Origin of the sequence: Ochrobactrum sp. BTU1 (assembly GCA_018798825.1) — a bacterium.
Classification (GTDB): Bacteria; Pseudomonadota; Alphaproteobacteria; order Rhizobiales; family Rhizobiaceae; genus Brucella.
In genome coordinates this window covers 494879-518414 of sequence record CP076355.1, presented here as the reverse complement: position 1 = coordinate 518414, position 23536 = coordinate 494879, and the positions used below count along the sequence as shown (strand labels likewise).

Below are 23536 nucleotides of genomic sequence, written 5' to 3'. Positions count from 1 at the left end.
GAATTAGCTGGCTGAAACTATGCATGCGGCCGGCACTACTGTTGGAGACAACATTGTCTGACCATGCGGCAATCGAAGCTTTCAATCGCCCAACACCCACCGATCTTCCTACACCTTATGTGGAGATCGACGAAGAGCGTTTGATACGTAATCTCAAGGCGATGCAACAGCGGGCCAATCAAGCCGGCGTTGCATTACGACCTCATATCAAGACCCATAAAAATCTTGCAATCGCGGGATGGCAGCTTGAGCTCGGAGCAATTGGCGTTACAGCTTCTAAACCGCAGGAAGCGCTTGTGTTTGTGGAAGCCGGCGTGCCTTCGGTGACAATCGCGTATCCGATCGTCAGGTCTGAATCTATTGAGCAGCTTGTTCGGTGTGCAAAAGCCCATCAGACCGAACTCTTCTTCATTGCGGCTCATGGGATGGGTGTTGAGGCCATTGGGCTAGCAGCCGAAACACACGGCGTGAAACTTGGCGTCTTTCTAAAAATCGATGTCGGGCTAGGTCGCGTCGGCGTTAAGCCGCGAGATCCCGCAACAGTCAAATTAGCTGAGAAGATTTCACAACACCCTCATCTTAACTTTGCAGGACTATTGTCGCACGCTGGCCACTCTTATGGCAGCAAGTCTGTCGAGCAGCTGACGAGCATTGCCTATAAGGAAGCGCAAGATCTGCTCGAACTTGCCGAAAAATTGAAAAAGTCAGGCATCGAAGTGCCCCAAATATCGGTGGGCGCAACACCAACGTGTCTTGGCGCAGCTATTCCGGAAGGGATCACTGAAATAAGGCCAGGAAACTATGCCTTTCTGGATCGCACTGCACTTCGTCTGGGTATCGCATCTTCGGATGACTTGTCTCTTTCAGTGATTGCAACGGTCGTTGCTCATAACGACCATCATTTCATTGTCGATGCAGGTTCAAAAACTCTGTCATCCGACCTTGGCGCACATGGCTCTGGTGGCAGTGGTTTCGGGATTGCGGTCAATGTGGGCGACGCCACCCAAGCATGGGAAGTGGAACGTCTTTCGGAAGAACATGGGTTCGTTCGTTTTTCCCATACGCCACCGGCAATCGGTAACCGCGTTCGCATTTTTCCAAATCACTCCTGCGCGGTTGTCGCACAATTTGACCGGGTCACATTGCGCAAGCTCGATGGAAGACCACACACTTTATCGACCGACGCCAGAGGCCGACAAATTTAAACGAAAGCTTTGGGCTGGTCGACATCGTGCAATCTAGAACAATTGGGAGAGAGTTGAATATGACCAAGGAAGTAGAATGGGCGCGTATGACCGCCCCTGCTCTTCGTGAAATAGCGGGTAAACCCGGTGCGCTGGCCATCTTACCGATTGGCTCGCTAGAACAGCATGGACCGCACCTGCCGGTGATCACAGATACTGCTAGTGCTTCGGCAGCGTCCATCCGGGCAGCACGTCAGGTCGCTAACGAAATTCCAATTGCAGTCCTTCCCGGGCAATGGCTTGGTATGAGCGAACACCACTTGCCTTTCGGCGGAACGATTACGCTTGATTATGAAACTCTCAGCCGGGTCATCCGCTGTATAGTGAGATCGTTGAAGGCAATCGGCTTCTCACGTCTATTTATCGTTAATGGTCATGGCGGCAATATTGATCCACTTGCTGTAGCGGCCCGCGAACTTGCTGTCGAATTTGGAATGCCGATTGTCGTCTCCACACCTTGGATGCTAGCAAGCGAAGACGCAGCCAAAATCTTCGAGGTCGATGGCGGACCACACCACGCTTGCGAGGGCGAAGCTTCTGTCATGCTCGCGATTGCCGGTGATACTGTGAAGTCCGAAATGTTCGGTCAGGCCTTTGGCAATCAGCAACATCCCGTTGATGTGCCAGCAGATGTTTCGCGCTTCTACTCATTTGCGGAGCGCGCACCCATCACCGGAACGTGGGGTGATCCGCGTAGCGCGACTGCCGAAAAGGGCGAAAAATTCCTCGACCTTCATGCACGAGAAATTGTGAAGCTGATCCGCAATGAAGTGCTTTGGACCAAACCCGATCCCGTTTGGACAGCGGGACGCGGCCTTGGAACAACTGAAGGCAGAACCGAATAATCTGTGACAACAGTCAAATAATTAGGAGGGAACAAAAATGATAATAAAATCAAAAAGAGCGCGTCAGACTTTATTCTCGTTGGCAGCAGCGGCAGCACTTTCTGGAGTGGCACTAGCTCCGGCTATGTCCAAGACGCTTGTCTATTGTTCGGAAGGCTCGCCCGAAGGCTTTGACGCCGCGCTCTATACTACCAACAGTACATGGGATGCGTCTGCAGAGACGATTTATGATCGACTAACCAAATTTGAAAGTGGCACAACAAATGTCGTTCCGGGACTGGCCGAAAGTTGGGTTATATCCGATGACAATCTCGAATATACACTGAAACTACGTCAGGGCGTGAAATTCCACACGACAGAGAGTTTCACTCCCACCCGCGACTTCAATGCGGACGATGTGCTTTTCACTTATAATCGTCAGCTCGATAAACAGCATTCCTGGAACAATTACTTCGTGGGTGCTGGTTGGGAAATGTTCAATGCAATGGACATGGCGACGATTATCAAAGAAGTCGTCAAAGTTGACGATCACACAGTCAAATTTGTGCTAAACCAGCCCGATGCTTCATTGCTTGCAAAGCTCGCTTTGAATTTTGGTTCAATTATGTCTGCTGAATATGCAGAACAACTGGACAAAGCCGGACAGCGTGAGGATCTTGACCATAAGCCAGTTGGTACCGGGCCTTTTCGCTTTGTTGATTATCAAACCAACGCAGCAATCCGCTTTGCTTCAAATGCTGACTATTGGGACGGCGCTCCCAAGGTTGACGATCTGATCTTCGTGATTGCAACAGACGCCTCCACCCGTATGCAAAAGTTGAAGGCAGGCGAGTGCCACATTGCTGCCTATCCTGCTCCGGCCGACGTTGCGGACTTGAAGAAAGATCCAAATCTCATCGTGATGGAACAGCCCGGATTGAACGTCGCTTATCTGGCGATGAACACGCTGAATGAACCATTTGGTAAGGTGGAAGTACGGCGTGCATTAAACATGGCAATTGATCGTGAAGCCATTGTCGATGCCGTTTACCAGGGCATGGGTCAGGCTGCAAAAAGCGTGCTGCCATCAACCATGTGGGGTTACAATGCTGACATCAAAGGGTACAGCTATGATCCCGTTGCAGCAAAGAAGCTTCTGGATGAAGCTGGGGTCAAAGACCTGAAGATGAAGATATGGGCGATGCCTGTCAGCCGGCCTTATATGCCAAACGCACGTCGCGCTGCGGAATTGATGCAAGCAGATCTTGGCAAAGTTGGCATTAATGTGGAGATCGTTTCCTATGAATGGGGTGAGTATCTCAAAAAGGCGCGCGACAAACAGCGTGATGGCGCAATCGTTTTGGGTGGAACCAGCGATAACGGCGATCCGGACAATCTGTTAAGCTATTTCTTTAGCTGCTCAGGCGTCGGGGGAAGCAACAATGCTAATTGGTGCTACCAGCCGCTTGAGGACATTTTGCAAAAAGCGCGCGTGAGCTCTAATAAGGATGAGCGCACTAAACTTTATCAGCAAGCGCAAGCCATTATCAGCGATCAGGCGCCTTGGGTACCATTGGCGCATTCCACTGTCGTGCTGCCAATGTCCAATAAAGTCAAAAACTATGTGATGGAGCCACTTGGTTCACATCGTTTCGAGAAGGTCGATATTGAGGAGTAAAGCCGATTGTGGCTATAATCGATAAGCAAAGCGTGACCGAGGACAGCAATTATAATAGCTGTCCTCGGGTAGAAGATTAAGTATCAGCGCATCATGGCAGCGACATTCCCACCATCGACCGTAACCACCGCACCGGTTGAAGTACGGGCTGAAATGAGATGCAGAAATGCGTCTGCAACATCATTCGCCGAAACTTCTCGTTTAAGCAGATTACCACGCATATAGACTTCCGGCGTCACACCGCGAGCCTGAGCACGCTCTTCAACCATTTCATCAGTCATTAAGCCTGTGCGGATACGATCTGGATTGACAGCATTCACTGTAATTCCATCTTCTGCATGCTCCAACGCATATTGGCGCATCAGGGCCATCAGGGCCGCTTTTGAAGTGCCATACGGACCGAAATCGGGGCCCGGATTGACCGCTTGCTTGCTGACGTTGAACACGATGGAGCCGCCGGTTTTCTGTCGTTTCATAACATTGACGACAGCGCGAGCGATGTAATGATGGCTCCAGAAATTGAGAGCGAATGCCGATTTGAACAAAGCATCATCAACTGTCGTCAGCGCTCCCTGAAATGCCGCCCCGGCATTGGAAACGAGAATATCAACTCCGCCAAAAGCGGCAACGATGTCTGCAATGGCTTTTTCTGCAGACTGGGAGTCTGTCAGATCGCAAGCGATAGCTTTACCACCCAGACGCTTAGCTTGCGCTGCCACACGCTCTGCATCAATGTCGATCAGAGCGATTTCGGCACCTTGCTCCCGTAAACGTTCTGCAATCGCAAGACCAAGGCCGCTTGCCCCACCAGTTACAACTGCTACCTGACGGGTCAGCGGCTTCTCGGTCTGTTTGGCGAGTTTGACCTGCTCTAGCGACCAATACTCAATATCGAAGAGGTCTTCTTCGCTAAGCGCCTCGAACTGATCGATCCCTTCAGCACCGCGAATGACTTCGATAGTAGCTTCAGCCACATCTGCACCGATGCGCGCAGCTTTCTGCGTTGGCCCAGCTGCAAACAACCCAATACCGTCGATGTAGAACACCCGCGGCATCGGGTCGAGCATAGTTTTACCACCACCGACGCGCGCATTGTTGCGCTCAAAATACTCCTTATATCCAGCGACATAAGACGCAACGCTGTCTTTTACTATCTGTGCCCAGCTCTCAAGATCCTGTGTGTAAGGGGCAGGAAGAGATACACCATAACGCTTGATATGGATAACGTGCTCCGGCGTTGCATTGCCGCGACGAACAAGATCCGCAACATTGGGCGCTCCACAGAAATCAAGGATATTGTCATCCGAACGATGCTCTATGATGAAACGGCGCGGACGGCCTTCTTCCTTGCCTGAAAGAGCGATTGCTCCGCGCAATATCGGCACAATATCACAAACTGAAGCTAGCTCTTCCTTATGCGGGTTTTTGCTCGCATGGCCGAAAGGTCGCGGATTGCCTTCAACAATCCGGTTCTCGGCCCGATCAATCGCTTCGATCATATTTTCATAGGCAATGCGGGGATCTTCCGACCATGTGAAGATTCCATGCTTAAGCAGGATCATGCCTGGTGCATCCGGGCGCTCAGAAAAGGCTTTCTGACAGGCCTTGGAAAGATCAAACCCCGGCATGACGTAGGGCACGACAATCATTTCTGGAAAGAGTTCGCGAATGATCGCTTCGCCGTTTGGTTGGTTGGTTAGCGCGACAATCGCATTGGCATGGGTGTGGTCGACATGCTTGAATGGAAGAATTGCATGGAGGATCGCTTCGACGGACGGATTTGGTGATGACGGATCGAGCAGCAGGCGGCGCTGCAGCATCACCATATCGTCATCGCTAAGCGTATCGTAGTTGACCATAGCTTTCAGGCGCTCAAGATTTAGCGCGGGCAACCCTGCGGGCTCGATCTTGCCCATATCCCAACCGCTTCCCTTCACACATAGCACTTCAACCGGCGTGCCATCATGGTCATTCAACACTGTCTTGACTGAGGTGTTACCGCCGCCATGCAGAACGAGCTTTGGTTCCGAACCCAGCAAGCGCGTGGTATATGTGCGGATGGCCACATCGCGGTTGATGCCTGCTTTCTCATATGCACTAACAATTGCGTTGAAATCCGCATCCGACCAATTCGACTTCATCTGCCTACTCCTCAGTTGGCAATCTGCGGCCTCCGAGCCACAGACATAAAAAGGCGCTCACGGAAAGTGTATTTTTCCACGGCAAAACAATAATTTATGAAGAAATCTCCTCACCGTAAAACAATTGACACTATATACTGACATTAGTCAACTTCCTTCATTAGCTTGTTGATTAAAACTCGTTTCTGTGCGAACCAGATCAACAGCTAACATCAGGAAATCAGTATGACATCGGACGATCTGACACCGTCTACGCATGCCATCCCGGCTGAATTTGATGACGCGATCGTATGGGCTGCCTGGCTTTATTATGAAGACCAGCTAACCCAGAACGATATCGCGAAGAAAATGGGCGTTTCGCGCGCGACCATCGTCAATTATCTGCAGGAAGCACGGCAGCGGGGCGTGGTACGGATTGTGATGAATTCGGAGATTCTCACCCGAACCGAGATCGCCAAAAAGGTCGCGACCCTATATGGTTTGGACGAGGTCCTCGTCATTCCTAGTGAAAAATCGGGCTCCTCCGAGGCGCTACTTCAGGCGCTGGGCACCGGAGGCGCACGCCTCATTGAGCGCATGGTCAAACCGGGCGATACGATCTGCGTGTCCTGGGGGCGAACTGTTCTGGCAATCGCGGATGCGATCTCGCTGCCTCGTTCGATCGAAGGGCTGACAGTCGTTCAAGTCACGGGTTCATCAATGGGAAAACGTGAATTTTCTGCAGAGCTTTGCACCTCGATCATGGCTCGCAATGTCGGTGCAACCAGTGTAAACATGCTGGCTCCAGCGATTTTGAGCAGTCCGGAGTTGCGCGACGCCTTGATGGGCGAACCTGCGCTTAAACGGCAATTTGATCTGATTGCTCAATCAGACATGATCGTCTTTGGCGTTGGGGGATTATCATCTGAAAGCACGATGCGCATTGCGGATGTCACTAGCGATGAAGAAATCGATGCCTACGCCAAGGATGGCGCGGTCGCAGTCTTGATCTGTCGCTTCCTCGACAATGAAGGCAAGCAGGTCATTCGTGAACTGGACAAACGCGTCATCGGCATTGAGTTGGATGAATTACATCGGGTTCCGCGCAGGCTTTGCGTGGCGGGCGGTTCGCGCAAGGTCGAAGCAATCCGCGCAGTTTTAACCGGCGGCTATGCAACCCACCTCGTTACCGATTTTGAAACAGCGGAACTTCTGCTCGCGCAATAAAGGAAAAGCGGCGGTCGTTTTAATGATCCGCCCCAGTTTTGATTACTGCTTGATTGGCGCAGCATTCATGAAATTCAATGTATCCTCGAACGAAAGGATACCGGCATCTGAGCCAAGGCCTGTGGCGACCAATGCTGCGGATGCCTGCGCAAAATTCAACGCGGTTTTCACATCCATTTTACGGTGAAGGGCTGTGATGAAACCAGCATCGAATGCATCCCCACAACCTGTCGTATCAACCACTTCAATCAAGAATGCTGGCTGGCGCAGAACCATGCCAGTTGCATCCATGAAGCATACGCCATCACCACCAAGCGTGAAGACACAATGCTTTACGCCGCGTTCGATAAAGAAGTGCCCCGCGCCTTCGACATCAGCCGCGCCTGAAATCTGCTTCGCTTCCTCAATAGAGGGCATGAAGTAATCAATATGCGGGAAAAGTGGAGAGATCAGATCGAGAGTATCATCATTGGCGCCCAAAAGATCAAAGGTTGTAATACGCCCACGCGCCTTGGCCTCAGACAGCAATTTACGGCTTGGTTCACCATCAAGTTTTGCCAAAAGACCCGTTCCACCCAGATGAATGATTGGTGGCGCCAGAACTGCATCGAGCGCGCTGTCGGCAATTTCAAAATGATCGGACGCGCCGCGCGCATGAAGTGCCGGGCGATCTCCGTTGCGACGGATATTGAGAATGGTCGAAGATGTGGGAACGCCTTGCAGACGCTGCATCTGCGCAACGTCGACGCCAAAGCGCTGCAAAGTCGCCAATACGAAATCAGCCTTCTCATCATCGCCCACGGCCCCAACCGCGAGGCAGTTTAGACCAAGCTTCGCCAGATCGACGACCGTGCCGCCAGCGGTTCCCGCAACGGTCAGCCGGATTTCATCGATAAACTCGACATTGCCGCCTGGTGGAATTGCATCAACAGGCCGCCCGAGTACGTCCAGAATATAAAGTCCGATAACGGACACATCATGAGACATAGAATCCTCCCAGATTTCAGTTGATGCGGTCGGTGTAAACAACACCGGCTGCCCAACACTATTCAATTTGATAGTTGATGGTTGTGCTCATAAGGCTTGTTTTAAGCCTTGTCGCGCAACGCGAAGATCGTGCCAGCAAGCAGGATGAAAGCCCCAACGATTGCCAACTGCAACGTGCTTGGAATTCCCACAAAGATTAGGACGTTACTGACGAGCGTTATCAACAAAACGCCCAGCAATGTCCCCACAACCGATCCCGAACCGCCGGTGATACGCGCTCCGCCAAGGACCACCGCCGCGATAATTTCAAGCTCCATACCTGCAAGGTCGAAAGGATTAGCAAGACGATTGCTGGAAACGTGAACCACGCCCGCAATACCCGCCAGCAAACCTGCATAGGCAAAGACAAATATACGGACACGAAAAAGGTTGACCCCAAGTCGCTCGGCAATGGATGGATTGCCCCCAACCGCGAAAATAGCGCGCCCCATCAATGTGCGTTCAAGGATAAACCACGTCACGAAAGCTGCGACCACCAAAACTAGCACAGTGGCAGGCAGAACGGATACGACGCCGTTCGATGCGCGATGTGTGAACAGCGACGCCTTACCGAACGCGTCCATCGCGGCCGGAATATTCATAAAAAGTGCAGTGCCGACGAAGGTGAGAAGGAAGCTTCGGATCACGTACTGTGTGCCGATCGTCACGATCAGCGAAGGCGCTTGCAGCTTTTGCACGAGAAAACCATTAAGCGCACCAAAGCAGGCACCGCCTAGAGCGGCCAGTAGTAATATGAGAGCCATTGGCATTTCTGGAAACAGGTTTGTCACCAACATTGTCAGCGCATACATAACGAAAGCGGCAATGGCCGTAAACGAGACGTCGATACCACCTGATGCTAGGACGACAAGCACGCCCATCGCAAACAACCCACGCACGACGGATGCACGCAGAATGTCAACCAGATTGCTCATCTGCAGGAAATCAGGGTTGGCCGCGATAACCACAAGACAGGTGATAACTGTCAGCAAAAGCGTGAACAGTTCTGGCCTGGCGCCCATCAAGTCCCAAAGCCGGAGCAGTATGCCGCGTTCTTTCGCGCTAGTCTTTTCTACCGATACGATTTCGGTCATTGCGCGATCTCCTTTGCAGTGCTGGCCATGGATGCATAGATCGCGTCCTCGGTCAGTCCATCGGCATTGTGTGCAGCAACGATACGTCCCTGCCGCATAACGAGAATGCGGTCGCAGTTCTGCAAAAGTTCAGGCAGATCGTCGCTGATAATGATAACACCCATTCCATCGTCAGCCAGCCGCTGGATGATGCGGAAGATTGTATCCTTGGAACCTACATCGACACCTACCGTCGGACCATGCAGGATGAGAAGCTGCGGATTGATGGTCAGCCAGCGCCCAATCAGGACACGTTGCTGATTGCCACCCGATAGCGATTGAACCGGAATAGTGACGTCCGGTGCAACAATCTGAAGGTCGGCGACACTATCTTCCGCGACCTTCCTGGCACGTTTTCCACTGATCATGCCCAGAGCATTGCGCAGACGATCAAGGACCGGAAGCGTTATATTGTCCTGAATAGGCTTTTCTAGAAACAGACCTTCTGTAAGCCGATCTTCCGGGACATAGCCAATACCAAAGCGGATTGCGTCAGCGGCCGATTGTGGTGCGATTTCTTCGCCGTTCAGCCGGATTTTGCCAGAGCTCGCCGGCACAACACCAGCAAGCGCCAGCGCCAGTTCATTGCGGCCTGAGTCAAGCAGACCAGTCACACCAAGGATTTCGCCCTTCTTCAGTGAAAGCGAAACAGATTCAAAATTCCGTCCGTCACCTAGGTGTTCGACGTCCAGCATCACATTGCCCAGTTTGGGGTCGGTGCGATATCGAGTTTCACTGATTTCGCGACCAGTCATCCAATGGCTGAACTCAGCCTTCGTATGCGTTGCAACATCAAGTTCAGCGACTTTCACGCCATCACGCATGATGATTGCACGACCGCCGAGCGACTTGCACTCATCAAGCTTATGCGTGACGAAAAGGACAGCAACGCCTTTGCTGAGCAACTTTTCGACAACGCGCAAAAGATTGACCACCTCCTGTCGCGTCAGTGAGGTCGTCGGCTCATCCATGATGACCAGGCGCGCCTCGGAAGCAACCGCGCGTGCAATTGCGATGAGCTGACGCGTGGCAAGCGGCAATGTATCTGTTCTGCGTTTCAGGAAGGCATTATCGGTGGGAAGATGCACTTCCGCGAGTGCACGCCGCGCTGTTGCATTCAGTGCCGAAACATCGAGCTTACGCGCAAGTTTCCCTGACGCTTCAACGAGCTGCTCGGTGAAGGCGACATTCTCGGCAACAGAAAAGTTCGGCAATAGCGAAAGGTCTTGATAAACCGTCTCGATACCTGCGCGTAAAGAACCGATGGCCCCAAGGTCGCCTGCGCGGGCGCCTGTTGGTTCGCCGTCGATAAAAATCTGCCCCTCATCGGCAGGCTGCGCGCCGGAGAGGATTTTGATCAATGTGCTTTTGCCACAGCCATTTTCACCCATCAGATGATAGATTTGACCTGCTTCGATAACAAGGCTTACTTCCTTGAGCGCCTTAACGCCGCCAAAGGATTTCTTGACGCTTCTGATCTCAAGAAATGGCGGTGTTGATGCAGGTGTTGAATCTGTAGCGTGCATGGAAATTTCCTGAAACTCTCAGACACTTCTGCGCCTTGCGTTTTCTCAAGGCGCGAACTGGTTGGGTGCGATATCGCAGTTCCGGGGCTGCTGTGGTGTTACAGCCCCGGAATATTATCGGACAGGCAGAGTGCTTCTTAGAACGGAAAGTTCTTGTAGTTGGACTTGTCCACGTCTACCCATGCCTGACCCTGCATGATGACACCCTTGCCCGGTCCCTTGATTACCGTCATTTTCTCATAGCCAGGAACGCCAAGGTCCATACCGTCCTTGATTTCCTCACCCTTAAGAACCAGATCAGCGACTTTGTTCATTACATAGCCTGCATCTTTCGGATCCCAGAAGAAGATCTGATCGACGGCACCGCTTTCAAGATATGGGCCGGTATCCTTTGGCAGACCAAGGCCATAAACGCAGGTCTTGTCCTGCAGACCAGCTTCTTCAACAGCACGGCCGATACCAATCACATCAATAGCCGATGAGCCCTGGAAGCCCTTGATATCAGGGTATTTACGCAGGATTTCCTTGGCCTTTTCATAGGCTTTATTAGCATCGTTGAAGGATTCATTCTTCTCAGCAACCAGTTCCATATCTGGATACTGCTTTGCGTTAGTAGCGCCTGCATCAACCCACTGATTATGCGTGAGGCTTCCGAGCGAACCCACGAATGAAGTCCATTTGCCGGATTTGCCCATGCAGTTTGCAAGCGCTTCATTGATACGCGTTCCGAATGCCTTGTTGTCGAATGCTTCGATGTCGACATCAACATTGGTCAGGCTGTCACCTTCGTGTGCGATGACCTTGATGCCACGCTGGGCAGCACGACGCAGTACGCCTTCAAGTGCCGATGGGTCCATTGGCACTACGGCAATTGCAGACACGTTCTTTGCAACGAGATCTTCAAGAATACGAGCCTGCTGTGCAGCATCTGCCTTTGCCGGACCGACCTGGCTTGCGCTGACATCGGCATTGTCTTTGCCAAAGGCATCAACGCCTTCGTTCATGCGCGTGAACCAGTTCTCACCAGTTACCTTCACGACAGTCACGATGGTTGGCTTATCCTGTGCAACGGCGATACCGGCCATCGCAACTCCTGCGAGCATTGTGCAAGCAGCTAGTTTGGAAATTATACGCATGCTTCTCCTCCAATTATAGGGATGCTTATTGTTGAGTTTCATTCCTCATGCCCCGCAAAGTTCCTCCCGCTGGGCATCAGGGAATTGATCATCTTCTTAGTCGCAACCAGTAGCCCAGATGCACGCGCGCCGAAGCCAGCAGCACTAGAAGCAGCACACCCCAGGCAAGGTCGCGGAAGAAATTGGAAATGTTCATAAAGTTGAACAGGCTTGAGAGAATCTGCAGTGCTGTTGCGGCTAGCAGCACGCAAAGAACCTTACCGTAGCCACCTTCGGGTTTAACACCGCCAAGCACGGCAATAAGAATAGCGATTAACACGTAAGAACCGCCATAATCCCACTTCACGGACGAATTGCGCGCTGCGATGATGATACCCGCGATTGAGGCCAATACACCGCAGATCGTGTAGGTAATAAGCAGCATACGCTTTTCGTTGATGCCGCCATAACGCGCGGCTTTCGAGTTGCTCCCCATCAGCATCAACTTCACGCCGAATGGCGTGTATTTCAGAAGAAAAGCCAGAAGGGCAGCAATTGCAAGAAACAGCGCAAAGCACATTGGTATGCTGAGCACAGGCATATTGCCAAAATTATCCAGCGGCTCGATATAGCCGAGGCTGATCGCAGAACCATTGGTCAGGAAGACTGCTACACCCGTGAAAACCAGCTGGGTGCCGAGGGTTGCAATCAGCGGCGTAAGTCGCGCATAGGCGATCATGATTCCATTGATCAAACCACCTACGAGGCCAACCGCTACAGCCAAACCGGCAAAAGTCCATGAGAACAGGAGCGGTGTCTCGGCAACCGGGATAAAATTTCTAGTCAACAGGAAGGCGACAATTCCTGCAAGATTGGCAAGCGCAATGCCCGAAAGATCGATGCCACCGTTTCCCGAGATCATGGCAAGCATAACACCCAGCGCAAGCAGACCAAGCTCAGGCACCTGTGCAGCCATAGACTGCAAATTATAGCTATCCATAAAATTGGCACCGGCGAAAGCCGCGCCTGCGGCTAGAACCGCGCAATTGATCAGAAGCAGAAAAAGAGTCTGCCTATCCACGCCATACGATGACACGTCATCTCCTCCCAGCAGTATTCAGGGGCTCCCACCCCTAAAATGAACCGGCAATCCCTTAGACTCTCCGTCCAAATGAGTTACGCCACCTCACTATGACATTTGTCAGCCTATGCTGGCGCTTGTCAACTCATTTGTTATCAATCCGTCAAGAGCCTGAATTTTCAGCCTTTCTCGCCAACCGTTTGGATTGGGCAGAGTCTTCGTTCAATACTCAGCTTCAACGTTAATCAAAATTCTTACATTTGTCGATTGCCTATCGAAAAATGTAAGAATTTTGAAGTGCGAAAATGCAATTCCGCATTGATGCCCCGCTCGAAGGCTTCATGACTGCAATCCGAATTGAACGGGACAAGAAACCTTCATCTGTCAAAGACGTAAGTGGTCAGGCCTGCGACTTGAAAAACCAAGCCGAACAGAAAGGTTTGTCATAGACATGAACAACGGTTGAGTGTGGCTATCTTTTTTGTATCTTTTTAGCTGGATTATTGTCGCCAAGCGCACGTTTTACAGCGGCGCGCGCTGATGCAAGATCAGGCATAACCCAGTTCGGCTCGCTGCCAAGAAACTTATCAAGGAACGCGATTGCATAACCTGGCATTTCCGAGACATTTTCCTTGTACGACCACCATGTCCGCAGATCATCGGCACACTGGTCGATATCAGGCACTTTACCAAACTCCTGCTCTTGCACTGCAGCAATCGCGCAGATGCAGTAGTTGGTGTATAGAAAACCTTCCGGCCAGAAGCTGACGATCTCGTAAAGGCGGGCAGAATCGTCCTTGGCATGCCTCGGTGATGAAACGACCCTCACCGGTGACACACGGATCAGCTCGCGCAACACGAGACCCGCAGCGAAGATGATAAAATCCTTGCGATCCACCTTGGCAAAACGCTTATTCTGATTAACCAGCTCAACCCAGTTCAGAAACGCCTCAGTGAGCTTCTTTTCATCAATGTCGTAATCAACGCCATAGAGCTCATGCAACAAGCTTGCATGCTTACGAAATGTCGCCCTGAACCAGCGTAGTTGGCGTAGTCGATGGCGCAAATCAGGCATCGATGCCATTTGTTCTCTGAGTAGCAAGTCCATGTTGCCAGCGGCCTCCAGTTTGCAAATGACATTATGCGAAACCGATGGAAATGCCAGTCTTCATTCGCCGTCGGTTATCGGCGATAATTATACATATTGACATTCTGGAAGACAAATGTTCTCTAATTGGTGAATGACGAACGCGAAAAAATATCCTGTTCGTCCTTCGTGGGAGGAGATCAAAATGGCTATCTGGCAATGGGCTTTGCTGGCGCTTGCTTTGCTGTGGGGCTTTCAGTCGCTGGGCGTCTGGTTCCAGATGCGCCACTATTCCGATGTGATGAAGGGCATCACTTCGAAATACTCTGACGGTTTTGTTGGCGCTGGGCATATTCGGGGACGCTTCGGCAAAGGTGTCATCGTGTTGATCGTCGCAGACCGCAACTTGGTGGTGCGACGCTTCCTGCAAATGAGCGGACGGACGGTTTTTGCACAATTCAGCCGTCGCGAAGGCTTCGAGGGAATGAGTCTCAGCGAATTGCAGGACAATCCCGCAATTGGAGAAGGAAAGCCTGAAGTGGTGGCTGCTGCCAAACAGGCTATAGAGCAGATCGGTCGCATAAGAGATCAATCCGATGGGATCGAGCTCGAAGGTCTGAGGGCAGTGGGAGCATAGGAGTTGCTTGCCTGAAACAAGCAATCGAGGAGGAACAATGTCGATAGTGACGATGTTGGCACAACATGCCGACGTAACAATGCAATCTATCCATATGGCTGGCAGCATGATTTCCGATGCCGCCCTGCATGGCAAACACGCCGCAGAGCATGCAGGAAACGATTTACTGCAGCTTGCACAAGCGACCACCACCGCGCCGGGCGATGCTGGCAGCGGCGGAATTACCGTCGATCAGTTCAAAGAACGACTTCAGAACGTCCAGCAGGAAGAGCAGCTTGGCTGGCTTGCCTCTATTGGCAAGCACTTCATTGGCGTCTTCCAAAAGGGTGGCGAAGTTTTCGCCGGATTTGTAACCGGTATCATCCCAACACTCGTCGTGCTGATGACTGCGTTCTACGCCGTAACTGAACTGGTCGGTGAAAAGCGTGTCCATGGCCTCGCACGCAGCGCCGGCCGTATCGCGCTTACCCGCTATACTGTTCTGCCAGTGCTCGCGGTCTTCTTCCTGACAAACCCAATGGCTTATACATTTGGTTCGTTCCTGGACGAGAAATACAAGCCTGCTTTCTATGACGCGGCTGTGTCTTACGTCCATCCGCCGCTGGGTCTCTTCCCGCATATCAATCCGGGCGAATACTTTGTCTGGGGCGGCGTACTCGTCGCACTGCTCGAACTTGAGAAGAAGGGCGCGGTTCCAACAGGCTATCATATCAACGTCGCCATCTGGTATGCCATCGTTGGTCTCGTCGTGATCCTCCTCAAAGGCATACTCACAGAACGCATCACCGCCATCATGGCGCGGCGTCAGGGCATTGAGCTGTAAGCGGGAATTGGGGAGGACGACATGGTAAAGACCTATAAGGCAGTTAAGATTTCCCGCGGCTCAAATGGCTGGGGCGGCCCGCTCGTGATACAGCCAACCGAGCAGCGTAATAAGGTGGTATCGGTCACTGGCGGTGGTATCCATCCACTTGCACGCCAGATTGCTGAGCTGACCGGCGCAGAGGCCGTTGACGGTTTCCGCTCGCCGCCAATCGAAAGCGAAATGGCCGTTGTGGTTGTTGATTGCGGAGGCACGGCCCGTTGCGGCGTCTATCCACGCAAGCGCATTCCAACGGTGAACATTACGCCGGTCGGACAATCCGGGCCTCTAGCGCAATTCATCACCGAGGACATTTATGTTTCAGGTGTGAAACCAGAAAATATTGTGCCGGCTGATGGTTCTGCCGTTGCAGCTCCTGCTGCTGCAGCCGCAGAAGAAGAAGCCCCTGCTCCGGTCGAACTGCCAAGCGAAGGCGGTATTGTCGGCCTTATCAGTAGCATCGGTCGCGTGATGGGCCGTGTCGTTGGTATCTTCTTCCAGGCTGGTCGCCGCACAATTGATCAGGTTATCCGCAACGTGTTGCCGTTCATGGCGTTCGTAACGATGTTGATCGGCCTGATCCTATACACGGGCATCGGTGACATCCTCGCTCAGCCGCTCGGACCACTTGCGAACAACATTGTTGGTTTGCTGGTGCTTTCTGCAATTTGTGGCCTACCGTTTCTTTCGCCAATCCTCGGACCAGGTGCGGTTATTGCACAGGTTGTCGGCGTGGCAATCATCGGGCCACAGATCGCAAACGGCACAATTGCCCCGGCGATGGCCCTGCCTGCACTATTTGCCTACAACACACAGGTCGGTTGTGACTTCGTGCCAGTTGGCCTGGCACTTGGAGAAGCGAAGCCTAAGACCATTGAAATTGGTGTTCCGGCAGTATTGATCAGCCGTCAGATCATGGGGCCTCTTTCGGTTCTGATCGCATGGCTCGTCAGCCTCGCAGTGCTTTGAAACTCGGAGCCTGCCGCAACAAAAGCGGCGGCAGGCAATTTCCCAAAACATGTACAATATCGATGCTCCTGATCGACTGTCGTGGACATCGAACGACCATATCAAGAAAGGACCGCCTCTATGTCGATACATCTGAAAACGCGGATCACCGCGATCGGCCCGGAAGTAGCGGATCTCGCCGAAGGCGGCGTTCTCATCCTGTTTGCTGACGGCTCGCCACCTGAACTGGCAGAAGTATCTGTTCTTCACGTTGTGGAAGAAGGTCCTGAGGTATCAGCTCCCGCTATTGGAGCAAAAATCACCATTGGCTCGCTCAAAGCAGAAATTACTGCCGTTGGTGAAAGCGCCTGGCAGAAAGTCCGCGAAATCGGGCATGTGGTTATTTCATTCACGGGCGCGAATTCGACTGATCGCCCTGGTGAGATCTGTGCCAGCGAAATAGCAGGTGAAGACCTTGTCGCTGCTCTCAAAGAAGGGCAGATTATCACCATCGATGGCTAGGAACTGGCCATCTCTGGAATAAGAATCGCGTGTTAAAACAGACAATTGAAACGATTTTTATGTCATGGATGTGAAATCGTTTCAGATGTCGATTTGAGGCTTACATAAATGGAACGCTCGACGATCGTCCGGGTGCATGAAGGGCTGCATGCGCGCCCTGCAACTCGCTTTGTTAAACTGGCCAAAGGTTTTGAGAGTGACATCGAAATTGCCAAGGCAGGAAAAAGCGTAAGTGCCAAAAGCTCCGTTAAGCTGATGTTGCTTGGCGTAAAAGAGCTCGATGAAGTGACCGTTCGTGCCGATGGTGCAGATGCGATTGAAGCTATTGAGGCTTTGATAGGCTATCTGGAGAACCCACAGGCGGGCCTTGAAGAAACGACAATCTCGACAAAGCCAGCTCCTAATTCTGCGCCTCAAGCCGAAGCGACCCCTCAGCCTGCAATCACGATCAAGCTTCCTGCTGGTCAGATAAAAGGTGTGGGGGCCAGCGAAGGTATTTCATTGGGAGCAGCTTTTCCGTTCTTCCCTGAAGAGATTAGACCTTTGGGTCGAAAACTTGCAGCTTCTGAAATAGACGCCGAGATTGCCCATTTCAAATCTGCAATTGCAACAGTCCAACAGCGCATGGATGCTTCCCTTTCCAGCGGTAATCTCGCTGACGCAGACAGGGGCATCGTGGCGGCATTAAAAGATATTGCTGCAGATGATAGCCTGACCGACGAAGCACTTGGGCTTATCCGGGACGGTCTGGATGCGATTTCCGCCATGCTCGCCGCAGCTTCAACGGTAGCAGGCCAATTTGCGGCACTTGATGATCCGTATCTCAACGCACGCGCGGATGATGTGCACGCTGTCAGCCGCCAGATCTGTCTGGCTCTGCTTGGCAAGGAAGACATCAATCTTGAAGGCCTGCCGGAAGGCTCGGTGCTCATTGCCGACGACATCGGCGCTTGGGATCTTGCCCGCGCGCCGCTCAAGAAGATCAAAGGCGTAGTCTGCGGCCATGGCGGCGCAACATCGCATGTTGCCATCATCGCACGCACACATGGAATTCCCGCTGTTCTTGGTCTTGGAAGTGCAGTTCAAGAACTCAAGAATGCGAGGACCGTAGCAGTGGATGGAAGTTTCGGCATCGTTCATGCCGATCCGGATATAGCCACCCGCAACGAAATCGAAGCGCGCATTTCCGAAGCGCTGCAGGAAAGGCAGGCACTGGATGCTTACCGCTCCATCACGCCGCGTCGCCCTGACGGAACAATAATCGAAGTGGCCGCCAATATGGGTGCGCTGGAAGAAATTGATGTAGCCCTTGAAGCCGGTGCGATGGGCGTCGGACTTTTTCGCACCGAACTTCTGTTCATGAAGCATATTCACCTGCCTTCAGAAGATATGCAGACAGAAACCTACACGGCACTTCTAAAAGCTTTCGCGCCAAACTCCGTAATCGTTCGAACGCTTGATATTGGTGGTGACAAGCCGATTGCGGGGATTGAGTTCCCCGAGGAAGAAAACCCTTTCCTTGGCTGGCGCGGCATTCGCATGTGCCTCGACCGTCCTGATGTGTTCAAACCGCAGCTTAGGGCACTTTTGCGTGCTGCGGTTAACGGCAATCTCAAAGTTATGTTGCCAATGGTTTCCGACGTTGAAGAAATCCGCGCAACCAGACGCCTTATCGTGGAATGCATCACTGAGCTTAAATCCGAAGGCAAAACATTTGCTGAGTTTGACCTTGGCGTAATGATAGAGACACCTGCAGCGGTTTTCGCTGCCCGAGAGCTCGCAAAAGAAGCTGCTTTCTTTTCCATCGGCACCAACGATCTAACACAGTATGTGATGGCTGCAGATCGGCTCAATCCAACCGTTGCAAAGCTCAATGATGTCAGCCATCCGGCTGTAATGGCTGCAATTGAGATGACCGCGAAAGCGGGAACGGAAGCAGGAATCATGGTCGGCATGTGCGGTGAAGCAGCTGGAAAGCCGGAGCTTATCGGCGAGTTCATTCGTATGGGATTGACCGAACTCAGCATGAGCCCGGCTTCAATTCCACGCGCAAAAAAGCATATCGCAGATATGTTTGGCGGTTAGATCTTGCCTACAAGGCACCTACAAGAAGCCCGGATATCGCTATCCGGGCTTTTACTTTATGGAAGATGAGCAATTAAAGTCTGGAATAATACTTCGAGCTGAGCCTCATCGCGGTCCTCTGCCGCCTGCATGAGACGATCATGGCGTACATCAAGCGACAGGATGGCGCTTTCCAAAGGATCTACGTCTGCCAGATCTGCGGCCTTTGCTGTGGCCAGACCACAAGCGACACCAAATGCCGCAAAGCACGTTGTTTCAAATCTACGTAGCGCCTGTGGGTCGCAATGACCATGCGTCGAGATAAAGCGCACTGGTACTTCGTCAAGCAGTTCCAAAAACATGGCAGCGACAGCTTTAGCCGTTGCTGCAATCTTCCTATCCTCAGCTTTTGAAGAAAAGACACTTTTCAGCAACAAGCCATGCTTCTGCATCATTCTGGCATGAACCATGACAAATGTTGCTTCCTGGACCAGCACATTCTGCAACTGATGGCGGCGGAGCACTTCTTTTGTGAGATAATACATATCCCGACGAAAAGCACGTGCGCCCTCGGCACCAGTACCGAAATAAACCGACAAACCCTTCACATTCGGCGCGCTGTTATGCACATTTGGATTAGAAGAAATCAGTGAGATCGAAATTGTTTCAGCCGTGGTCAGCGCCATATCAATCGCGCTTGCCGCATGTCCAAGCAACAACTCCGGCGATACGATTTCTCCCGGGCGTGTCGCTGATTGCTCGACCTGCAAACTTTCATGTCGGTTGCGACGAATCATGTATCGAACCTCGCGCAGGCGGTCCTTCAGATTGACTGCAATTTCTTCTGAAAGAATGCGTAACATATTCATTTTCCTCAACCACAGCGCCATCCTAACAGGATGCACCAAGCACATGAATTATTGTTTGCCTTCGGGAGGAAAAGCAATAGTTTCGGTGTAAGAACACTACTTCTATAATGTAATAATACGTCAATAATTTGAGGGACAGTTTTGAAAAAAGCCGGCAAGAAGACGCAGAAAAATCCGGAAGCAGCGGACCTCATCATTGGATCGGAAGGTGTGGCTGCAGAAAATCGAACAAGTCGGCTGCGAACGCGAGCTGCGTGGATGTATTATGTCGAGCAAATGACCCAGAATGATATCGCCGAAGCGCTGGGGGTCGGTCGTGTCACAATCGTTCGCCTTCTTGCTGATGCCCGCGCTCGAAACGAAGTGAAAATTACGATCGAAGGCAAGTTGGCAAGTCTGACATCGTTAGAAGTTGAGCTTGAAAAAACCTTCGGGCTTGAGCGCGCGATTGTCGCACCACTTTCTTCGTCTGACATTGATCCAATACCACCGATCAGTGCGGCAACGGGTGCTTATCTTTCGGAAAAAGTGCAGCATGGCATGACAATCGGCGTGGGCTGGGGGCGTACCCTTTCCAGTACCCTGCAACATATCGGTGCCCGGCCGCTCAACGATCTCAAGGTAATTTCTCTGCTTGGCGGCATCGTGCAACCGCGTCGCTCCAACCCACCGGAATTTGCGTGGCAATTTGCGCAGATTTTTCAGGGAGAAGGCTATCTGATCCCCGCCCCTGCTCTGGTCGACAGCAAAGAAACGCGGATCGCACTTATCGAGCGTTGTGGGCTGAATACTGTGTTGGACATGGCCGAAGAACTCGATATGGTTTTGCTCAGCGTTGGCGATATTCAGACAGCCAGTAGCACGTCTTATCGCGTGGGCCTGATCGATGAGGCACAGAAACTGTCCCTGATCGAGAACGGTGCCGTCGGCGACGTGTTGTTCCACTTCTACGATATAAATGGCAAAATCGTTGATGATCCAGTGCATGATCGTGTCATGTCGGCCAAAATTGAGAGCCTTCAGAAGACACCGCAGCGTATTCTTACATCAGGTGGAAAAGAGAAGATCGCAGCTCTGCTTGGTGCATTAGAGCTTCTGAAGCCAACCGTTCTCATCACTGATGAGGAAAGTGCTGCTGAGATACTCAGAGGGCAATCCCATTAAATGCAAAAAGCACATCGTTTTGCGACGATGTGCTTTTTTAATTGCCGCATCTGCGACGAAACGGGCATCAATTGGCAGCTGCCACGCATTCTTTAAGGATTTGCAACACCGCAGCTCGCTCTTCGATTTGTGGCATGTGTCCACACCCTGCGAAAATGTGAACGCCCACTCTCCCCGGCAAGCCACGAGCATGAGCGACGGGGATAACACTGTCTTCGACACCGAAGATAAGCCGCACTGGTATAGCAAGCGAAGCAATGCTTGAGCGTACCTCAAAGGTCTGCGTACCATCTGCAAAGAACCGGGCACCAATTGCTTCCTGCGTGTCGCGCAGTTCTGCATCCATTGCCTGAGCAACAGTCGCACTGATGAAAGGTTTTGTCAGATGGCTCTCATCAGCGACGAGCAGTTTCAGCCAGGGAACGATGCTGGCTTCGCTTTTCGCGCCGACGAGACCCGTTATAAACGCCCCATTGACCTGTGGCCCCAAGCCGCCCGACGAAATCAGCAGCAGCGAACGCACATCGACAACACCGCGAGCAGCCGTTACAGTCGCAACCGCTCCACCAAGTGAATGTCCGACCATATGGCAGGATGTTACACCCAATGATGCAAGCGTTGCCTCAACGCTTGCTGCAATGTCGTCTATGCTTTCAGGAACGACGCGTGGTGAATTGCCGTGTCCTGGAAGATCGAGTGCTAGAATTGGATGACCAAGCGATGCACCGGCAAACAATCCACGCCACGAATTGAGATCGGCGGCAAAACCATGAATCAAAACAACCGGCAAGCGGCCTGCTTCACCCTCACGCAGCCAGACTGCATTGAGCTGTCTAGATGCGACAGGTGCGGTGATTCTACTCGGAGAGGGCTTTGCTGCTATCGCTGTGTTTATAGGCTTTGTCGCAATGATATTTCCCTCAACATCCTTCTTCTGAACACGCCCTTTCGGGCCTGAACCTTGAATAGACGTAAGATCAATGCCTGCTTCGCGGGCAAGCCGACGAGCGAGCGGTGTTGCCCGAACGTCATTGACTGAACCCGATTCATCGTCTTGGGAGGACTGAGGTTCAACCCGTTTCAGGGTTACCGGTTCGACTACCGCCTCCACTTGGGCAACAGCGACGGATTCTTCAACAAGCGGAACCGACTTGCCGTTACGTGCTTCCCCTTCTGCGTAAATCCAGGCCACAGCCTGACCGACAGGCACAACAGTCCCTTCAGACGCACTAATATCCGCGATAATACCCGATGCTGGCGCATCGACTTCCATCGCCGCCTTGTCGGTCTCGATTTCAAAGAGAAGCTGACCTTTCGTAACGGTATCGCCATCCTTGGCGTACCATCGCGAAATCTGTCCCGTCTCCATATCCATATCGACCTTGGGGAGAATGACTTCCACAGCCATGGCTAGCGCACTCCCCTGGCCAGATCACGAGCGCTATTCAGGATATCGGGTACCTGTGGAACGGTCGCGCGTTCAAGGTCGGGGTTATAAGGGATTGGGGTTTCTGCTCCGCCGAGACGCACGATTGGCGCATCCAGATAGTCGAACGCATCACTTTCCGCCACAATAGCAGAGATTTCAGCGCCAATACCAAGGGTCTTTACCGCCTCGTAAACGCAAATAAGCTTTGACGTCTTCTTGACGCTTTTGATGATGGTTTCACGATCAATCGGACGCACGGTGCGCAGGTCGATCACTTCAACATCAATGCCTTCCTTGGCAAGTTCAGCGGCGGCATCAAGGGCTTTGTGCACCATGATAGCCGTTGCAACGATGGTCAGATCGCGCCCTTCGCGAACTACTTCCGCCTTGCCGATTGGCACAGTGTAGAAGCCTTCAGGAACCGGACCTTTGGTCTTGTAGAGCAGCTTATGCTCAAAAATCATAACCGGATCGGGATCTTCAACAGCTGCGAGCAACATACCCTTCGCATCGTAAGGTGTCGCTGGCTGCAAAACTTTGAGACCCGGCACATGGCCAAGCCATGCTTCAAGGCTCTGGCTGTGCTGTGCCGCGGCACCCGTTCCCGACCCTGCCGGAAAACGCATAACCAGTGGCACCGAAACTGCACCACCAAGCATGTAACGGATTTTTGCAGCCTGGTTGACGATCTGCTCCATCGCGAGCGCTGCAAAGTCGGAGAACTGAAACTCAAAGATCGGACGCATACCGGTCAGTGCTGCACCGACCGCAACGCCCGCACCGCCCAATTCTGAAATCGGCGTATCCATGACCCGGTCTTCACCAAAGCGATGCACCAGATCACCTGTCACCTGAAATGCGCCGCCATAGACGCCAATATCTTCACCCATCAGGAATACGCGGTCGTCGCGTTCCATGGCAATTGCCATTGCTTCCTGGATGGCTTGCGAATAGCTCAACTCACGGATTGTCGTGTCCAT

20 protein-coding genes are annotated in these 23536 nt (G+C 52.2%); 10 read left to right on the top strand and 10 right to left on the bottom strand.

Translation table 11 applies throughout. From position 1 onward, the window contains the following. Positions 1-23 precede the first annotated feature (23 nt). The 3 genes from KMS41_13710 to KMS41_13700 all read left to right on the top strand — a co-directional run bounded on the left by KMS41_13710 (position 24) and on the right by KMS41_13700 (position 3746). The gene (locus tag KMS41_13710) at positions 24-1205 is read left to right on the top strand and encodes an alanine racemase (GenBank protein ID QWK79972.1); all 1182 of its coding nucleotides are present in this window, start codon (positions 24-26) and stop codon (positions 1203-1205) included. Between the two features lie 59 nt (positions 1206-1264). Next, a complete protein-coding gene (locus KMS41_13705; protein ID QWK79971.1) occupies positions 1265-2089 on the top strand; it encodes a creatininase family protein in 825 nt (274 codons plus the stop codon). Positions 2090-2168: 79 nt separating this feature from the next. Then, positions 2169-3746: an ABC transporter substrate-binding protein gene (locus tag KMS41_13700; protein QWK80249.1), complete on the top strand. Its 1578-nt coding sequence runs from the start codon at positions 2169-2171 to the stop codon at positions 3744-3746. Between the two features lie 83 nt (positions 3747-3829). Here KMS41_13700 and KMS41_13695 read toward each other — a convergent pair whose 3' ends face one another. Next, complete coding sequence (locus KMS41_13695; GenBank protein QWK79970.1) at positions 3830-5887, bottom strand: bifunctional aldolase/short-chain dehydrogenase; 2058 nt, start codon at positions 5885-5887, stop codon at positions 3830-3832. A 225-nt stretch (positions 5888-6112) separates the two neighbouring features. On the opposite strand from KMS41_13695, the gene KMS41_13690 reads away from it, so the two are divergent. Continuing rightward, the gene (locus KMS41_13690; GenBank protein ID QWK79969.1) at positions 6113-7093 is read left to right on the top strand and encodes a sugar-binding transcriptional regulator; all 981 of its coding nucleotides are present in this window, start codon (positions 6113-6115) and stop codon (positions 7091-7093) included. 42 nt (positions 7094-7135) lie between these two features. Here the strand turns inward: KMS41_13690 and KMS41_13685 are convergent, their stop codons facing one another. The 6 genes from KMS41_13685 to KMS41_13660 all read right to left on the bottom strand — a co-directional run bounded on the left by KMS41_13685 (position 7136) and on the right by KMS41_13660 (position 14082). Further along, positions 7136-8080 carry a sugar kinase gene (locus tag KMS41_13685; GenBank protein QWK79968.1) on the bottom strand — a complete coding sequence of 315 codons (945 nt, stop codon included), beginning with the start codon at positions 8078-8080 and terminating at the stop codon, positions 7136-7138. Positions 8081-8181: 101 nt separating this feature from the next. Then, positions 8182-9213, bottom strand: coding sequence for an ABC transporter permease (locus tag KMS41_13680; protein ID QWK79967.1), 1032 nt, complete (start codon positions 9211-9213; stop codon positions 8182-8184). Next, the gene (locus tag KMS41_13675) at positions 9210-10778 is read right to left on the bottom strand and encodes a sugar ABC transporter ATP-binding protein (protein ID QWK79966.1); all 1569 of its coding nucleotides are present in this window, start codon (positions 10776-10778) and stop codon (positions 9210-9212) included. Before KMS41_13675 ends, KMS41_13680 begins: the two co-directional genes overlap by 4 nt. A gap of 137 nt (positions 10779-10915) precedes the next feature. Next, positions 10916-11914 carry an autoinducer 2 ABC transporter substrate-binding protein gene (locus KMS41_13670; protein ID QWK79965.1) on the bottom strand — a complete coding sequence of 333 codons (999 nt, stop codon included), beginning with the start codon at positions 11912-11914 and terminating at the stop codon, positions 10916-10918. An 88-nt stretch (positions 11915-12002) separates the two neighbouring features. Beyond that, positions 12003-12989 (bottom strand): ABC transporter permease, encoded by a 987-nt coding sequence (locus KMS41_13665; protein QWK79964.1) that lies wholly within the window; start codon positions 12987-12989, stop codon positions 12003-12005. Positions 12990-13446: 457 nt separating this feature from the next. Then, complete coding sequence (locus tag KMS41_13660; protein ID QWK79963.1) at positions 13447-14082, bottom strand: hypothetical protein; 636 nt, start codon at positions 14080-14082, stop codon at positions 13447-13449. A 184-nt stretch (positions 14083-14266) separates the two neighbouring features. Between KMS41_13660 and KMS41_13655 the strand changes: the two genes are divergently transcribed. From KMS41_13655 to ptsP, 5 genes are all read left to right on the top strand, one after another. Then, positions 14267-14698 (top strand): transcriptional regulator, encoded by a 432-nt coding sequence (locus tag KMS41_13655; protein QWK79962.1) that lies wholly within the window; start codon positions 14267-14269, stop codon positions 14696-14698. A gap of 37 nt (positions 14699-14735) precedes the next feature. Next, positions 14736-15521 carry a PTS glucitol/sorbitol transporter subunit IIC gene (locus KMS41_13650; GenBank protein QWK79961.1) on the top strand — a complete coding sequence of 262 codons (786 nt, stop codon included), beginning with the start codon at positions 14736-14738 and terminating at the stop codon, positions 15519-15521. A 21-nt stretch (positions 15522-15542) separates the two neighbouring features. Beyond that, positions 15543-16529: a PTS glucitol/sorbitol transporter subunit IIB gene (locus KMS41_13645; GenBank protein ID QWK79960.1), complete on the top strand. Its 987-nt coding sequence runs from the start codon at positions 15543-15545 to the stop codon at positions 16527-16529. A gap of 120 nt (positions 16530-16649) precedes the next feature. Then, complete coding sequence (locus tag KMS41_13640) at positions 16650-17030, top strand: PTS cellobiose transporter subunit IIB (GenBank protein ID QWK79959.1); 381 nt, start codon at positions 16650-16652, stop codon at positions 17028-17030. Between the two features lie 108 nt (positions 17031-17138). Beyond that, positions 17139-19115: a phosphoenolpyruvate--protein phosphotransferase gene (gene ptsP, locus KMS41_13635; GenBank protein ID QWK79958.1), complete on the top strand. Its 1977-nt coding sequence runs from the start codon at positions 17139-17141 to the stop codon at positions 19113-19115. Positions 19116-19171: 56 nt separating this feature from the next. Here the strand turns inward: ptsP and KMS41_13630 are convergent, their stop codons facing one another. Beyond that, complete coding sequence (locus tag KMS41_13630; GenBank protein ID QWK79957.1) at positions 19172-19957, bottom strand: hypothetical protein; 786 nt, start codon at positions 19955-19957, stop codon at positions 19172-19174. Between the two features lie 147 nt (positions 19958-20104). Here KMS41_13630 and KMS41_13625 point away from each other — a divergent pair, with 147 nt between their 5' ends. Beyond that, the gene (locus KMS41_13625; GenBank protein ID QWK79956.1) at positions 20105-21127 is read left to right on the top strand and encodes a sugar-binding transcriptional regulator; all 1023 of its coding nucleotides are present in this window, start codon (positions 20105-20107) and stop codon (positions 21125-21127) included. 67 nt (positions 21128-21194) lie between these two features. Here the strand turns inward: KMS41_13625 and KMS41_13620 are convergent, their stop codons facing one another. Then, the gene (locus KMS41_13620; GenBank protein QWK79955.1) at positions 21195-22535 is read right to left on the bottom strand and encodes an acetoin dehydrogenase dihydrolipoyllysine-residue acetyltransferase subunit; all 1341 of its coding nucleotides are present in this window, start codon (positions 22533-22535) and stop codon (positions 21195-21197) included. 2 nt (positions 22536-22537) lie between these two features. Next, complete coding sequence (locus KMS41_13615; protein QWK79954.1) at positions 22538-23536, bottom strand: alpha-ketoacid dehydrogenase subunit beta; 999 nt, start codon at positions 23534-23536, stop codon at positions 22538-22540.

Coding starts and splice junctions, on each gene's coding strand:
- KMS41_13710 (QWK79972.1), top strand. CDS start 24: ATGCGGCCGGCACTACTGTTGGAGACAACATTGTCTGACCATGCGGCA.
- KMS41_13705 (QWK79971.1), top strand. CDS start 1,265: ATGACCAAGGAAGTAGAATGGGCGCGTATGACCGCCCCTGCTCTTCGT.
- KMS41_13695 (QWK79970.1), bottom strand. CDS start 5,887: ATGAAGTCGAATTGGTCGGATGCGGATTTCAACGCAATTGTTAGTGCA.
- KMS41_13690 (QWK79969.1), top strand. CDS start 6,113: ATGACATCGGACGATCTGACACCGTCTACGCATGCCATCCCGGCTGAA.
- KMS41_13685 (QWK79968.1), bottom strand. CDS start 8,080: ATGTCTCATGATGTGTCCGTTATCGGACTTTATATTCTGGACGTACTC.
- KMS41_13680 (QWK79967.1), bottom strand. CDS start 9,213: ATGACCGAAATCGTATCGGTAGAAAAGACTAGCGCGAAAGAACGCGGC.
- KMS41_13675 (QWK79966.1), bottom strand. CDS start 10,778: ATGCACGCTACAGATTCAACACCTGCATCAACACCGCCATTTCTTGAG.
- KMS41_13670 (QWK79965.1), bottom strand. CDS start 11,914: ATGCGTATAATTTCCAAACTAGCTGCTTGCACAATGCTCGCAGGAGTT.
- KMS41_13660 (QWK79963.1), bottom strand. CDS start 14,082: ATGGACTTGCTACTCAGAGAACAAATGGCATCGATGCCTGATTTGCGC.
- KMS41_13655 (QWK79962.1), top strand. CDS start 14,267: ATGGCTATCTGGCAATGGGCTTTGCTGGCGCTTGCTTTGCTGTGGGGC.
- KMS41_13650 (QWK79961.1), top strand. CDS start 14,736: ATGTCGATAGTGACGATGTTGGCACAACATGCCGACGTAACAATGCAA.
- KMS41_13645 (QWK79960.1), top strand. CDS start 15,543: ATGGTAAAGACCTATAAGGCAGTTAAGATTTCCCGCGGCTCAAATGGC.
- KMS41_13640 (QWK79959.1), top strand. CDS start 16,650: ATGTCGATACATCTGAAAACGCGGATCACCGCGATCGGCCCGGAAGTA.
- ptsP (QWK79958.1), top strand. CDS start 17,139: ATGGAACGCTCGACGATCGTCCGGGTGCATGAAGGGCTGCATGCGCGC.
- KMS41_13630 (QWK79957.1), bottom strand. CDS start 19,957: ATGTTACGCATTCTTTCAGAAGAAATTGCAGTCAATCTGAAGGACCGC.
- KMS41_13620 (QWK79955.1), bottom strand. CDS start 22,535: ATGGCTGTGGAAGTCATTCTCCCCAAGGTCGATATGGATATGGAGACG.
- KMS41_13615 (QWK79954.1), bottom strand. CDS start 23,536: ATGGACACGACAATCCGTGAGTTGAGCTATTCGCAAGCCATCCAGGAA.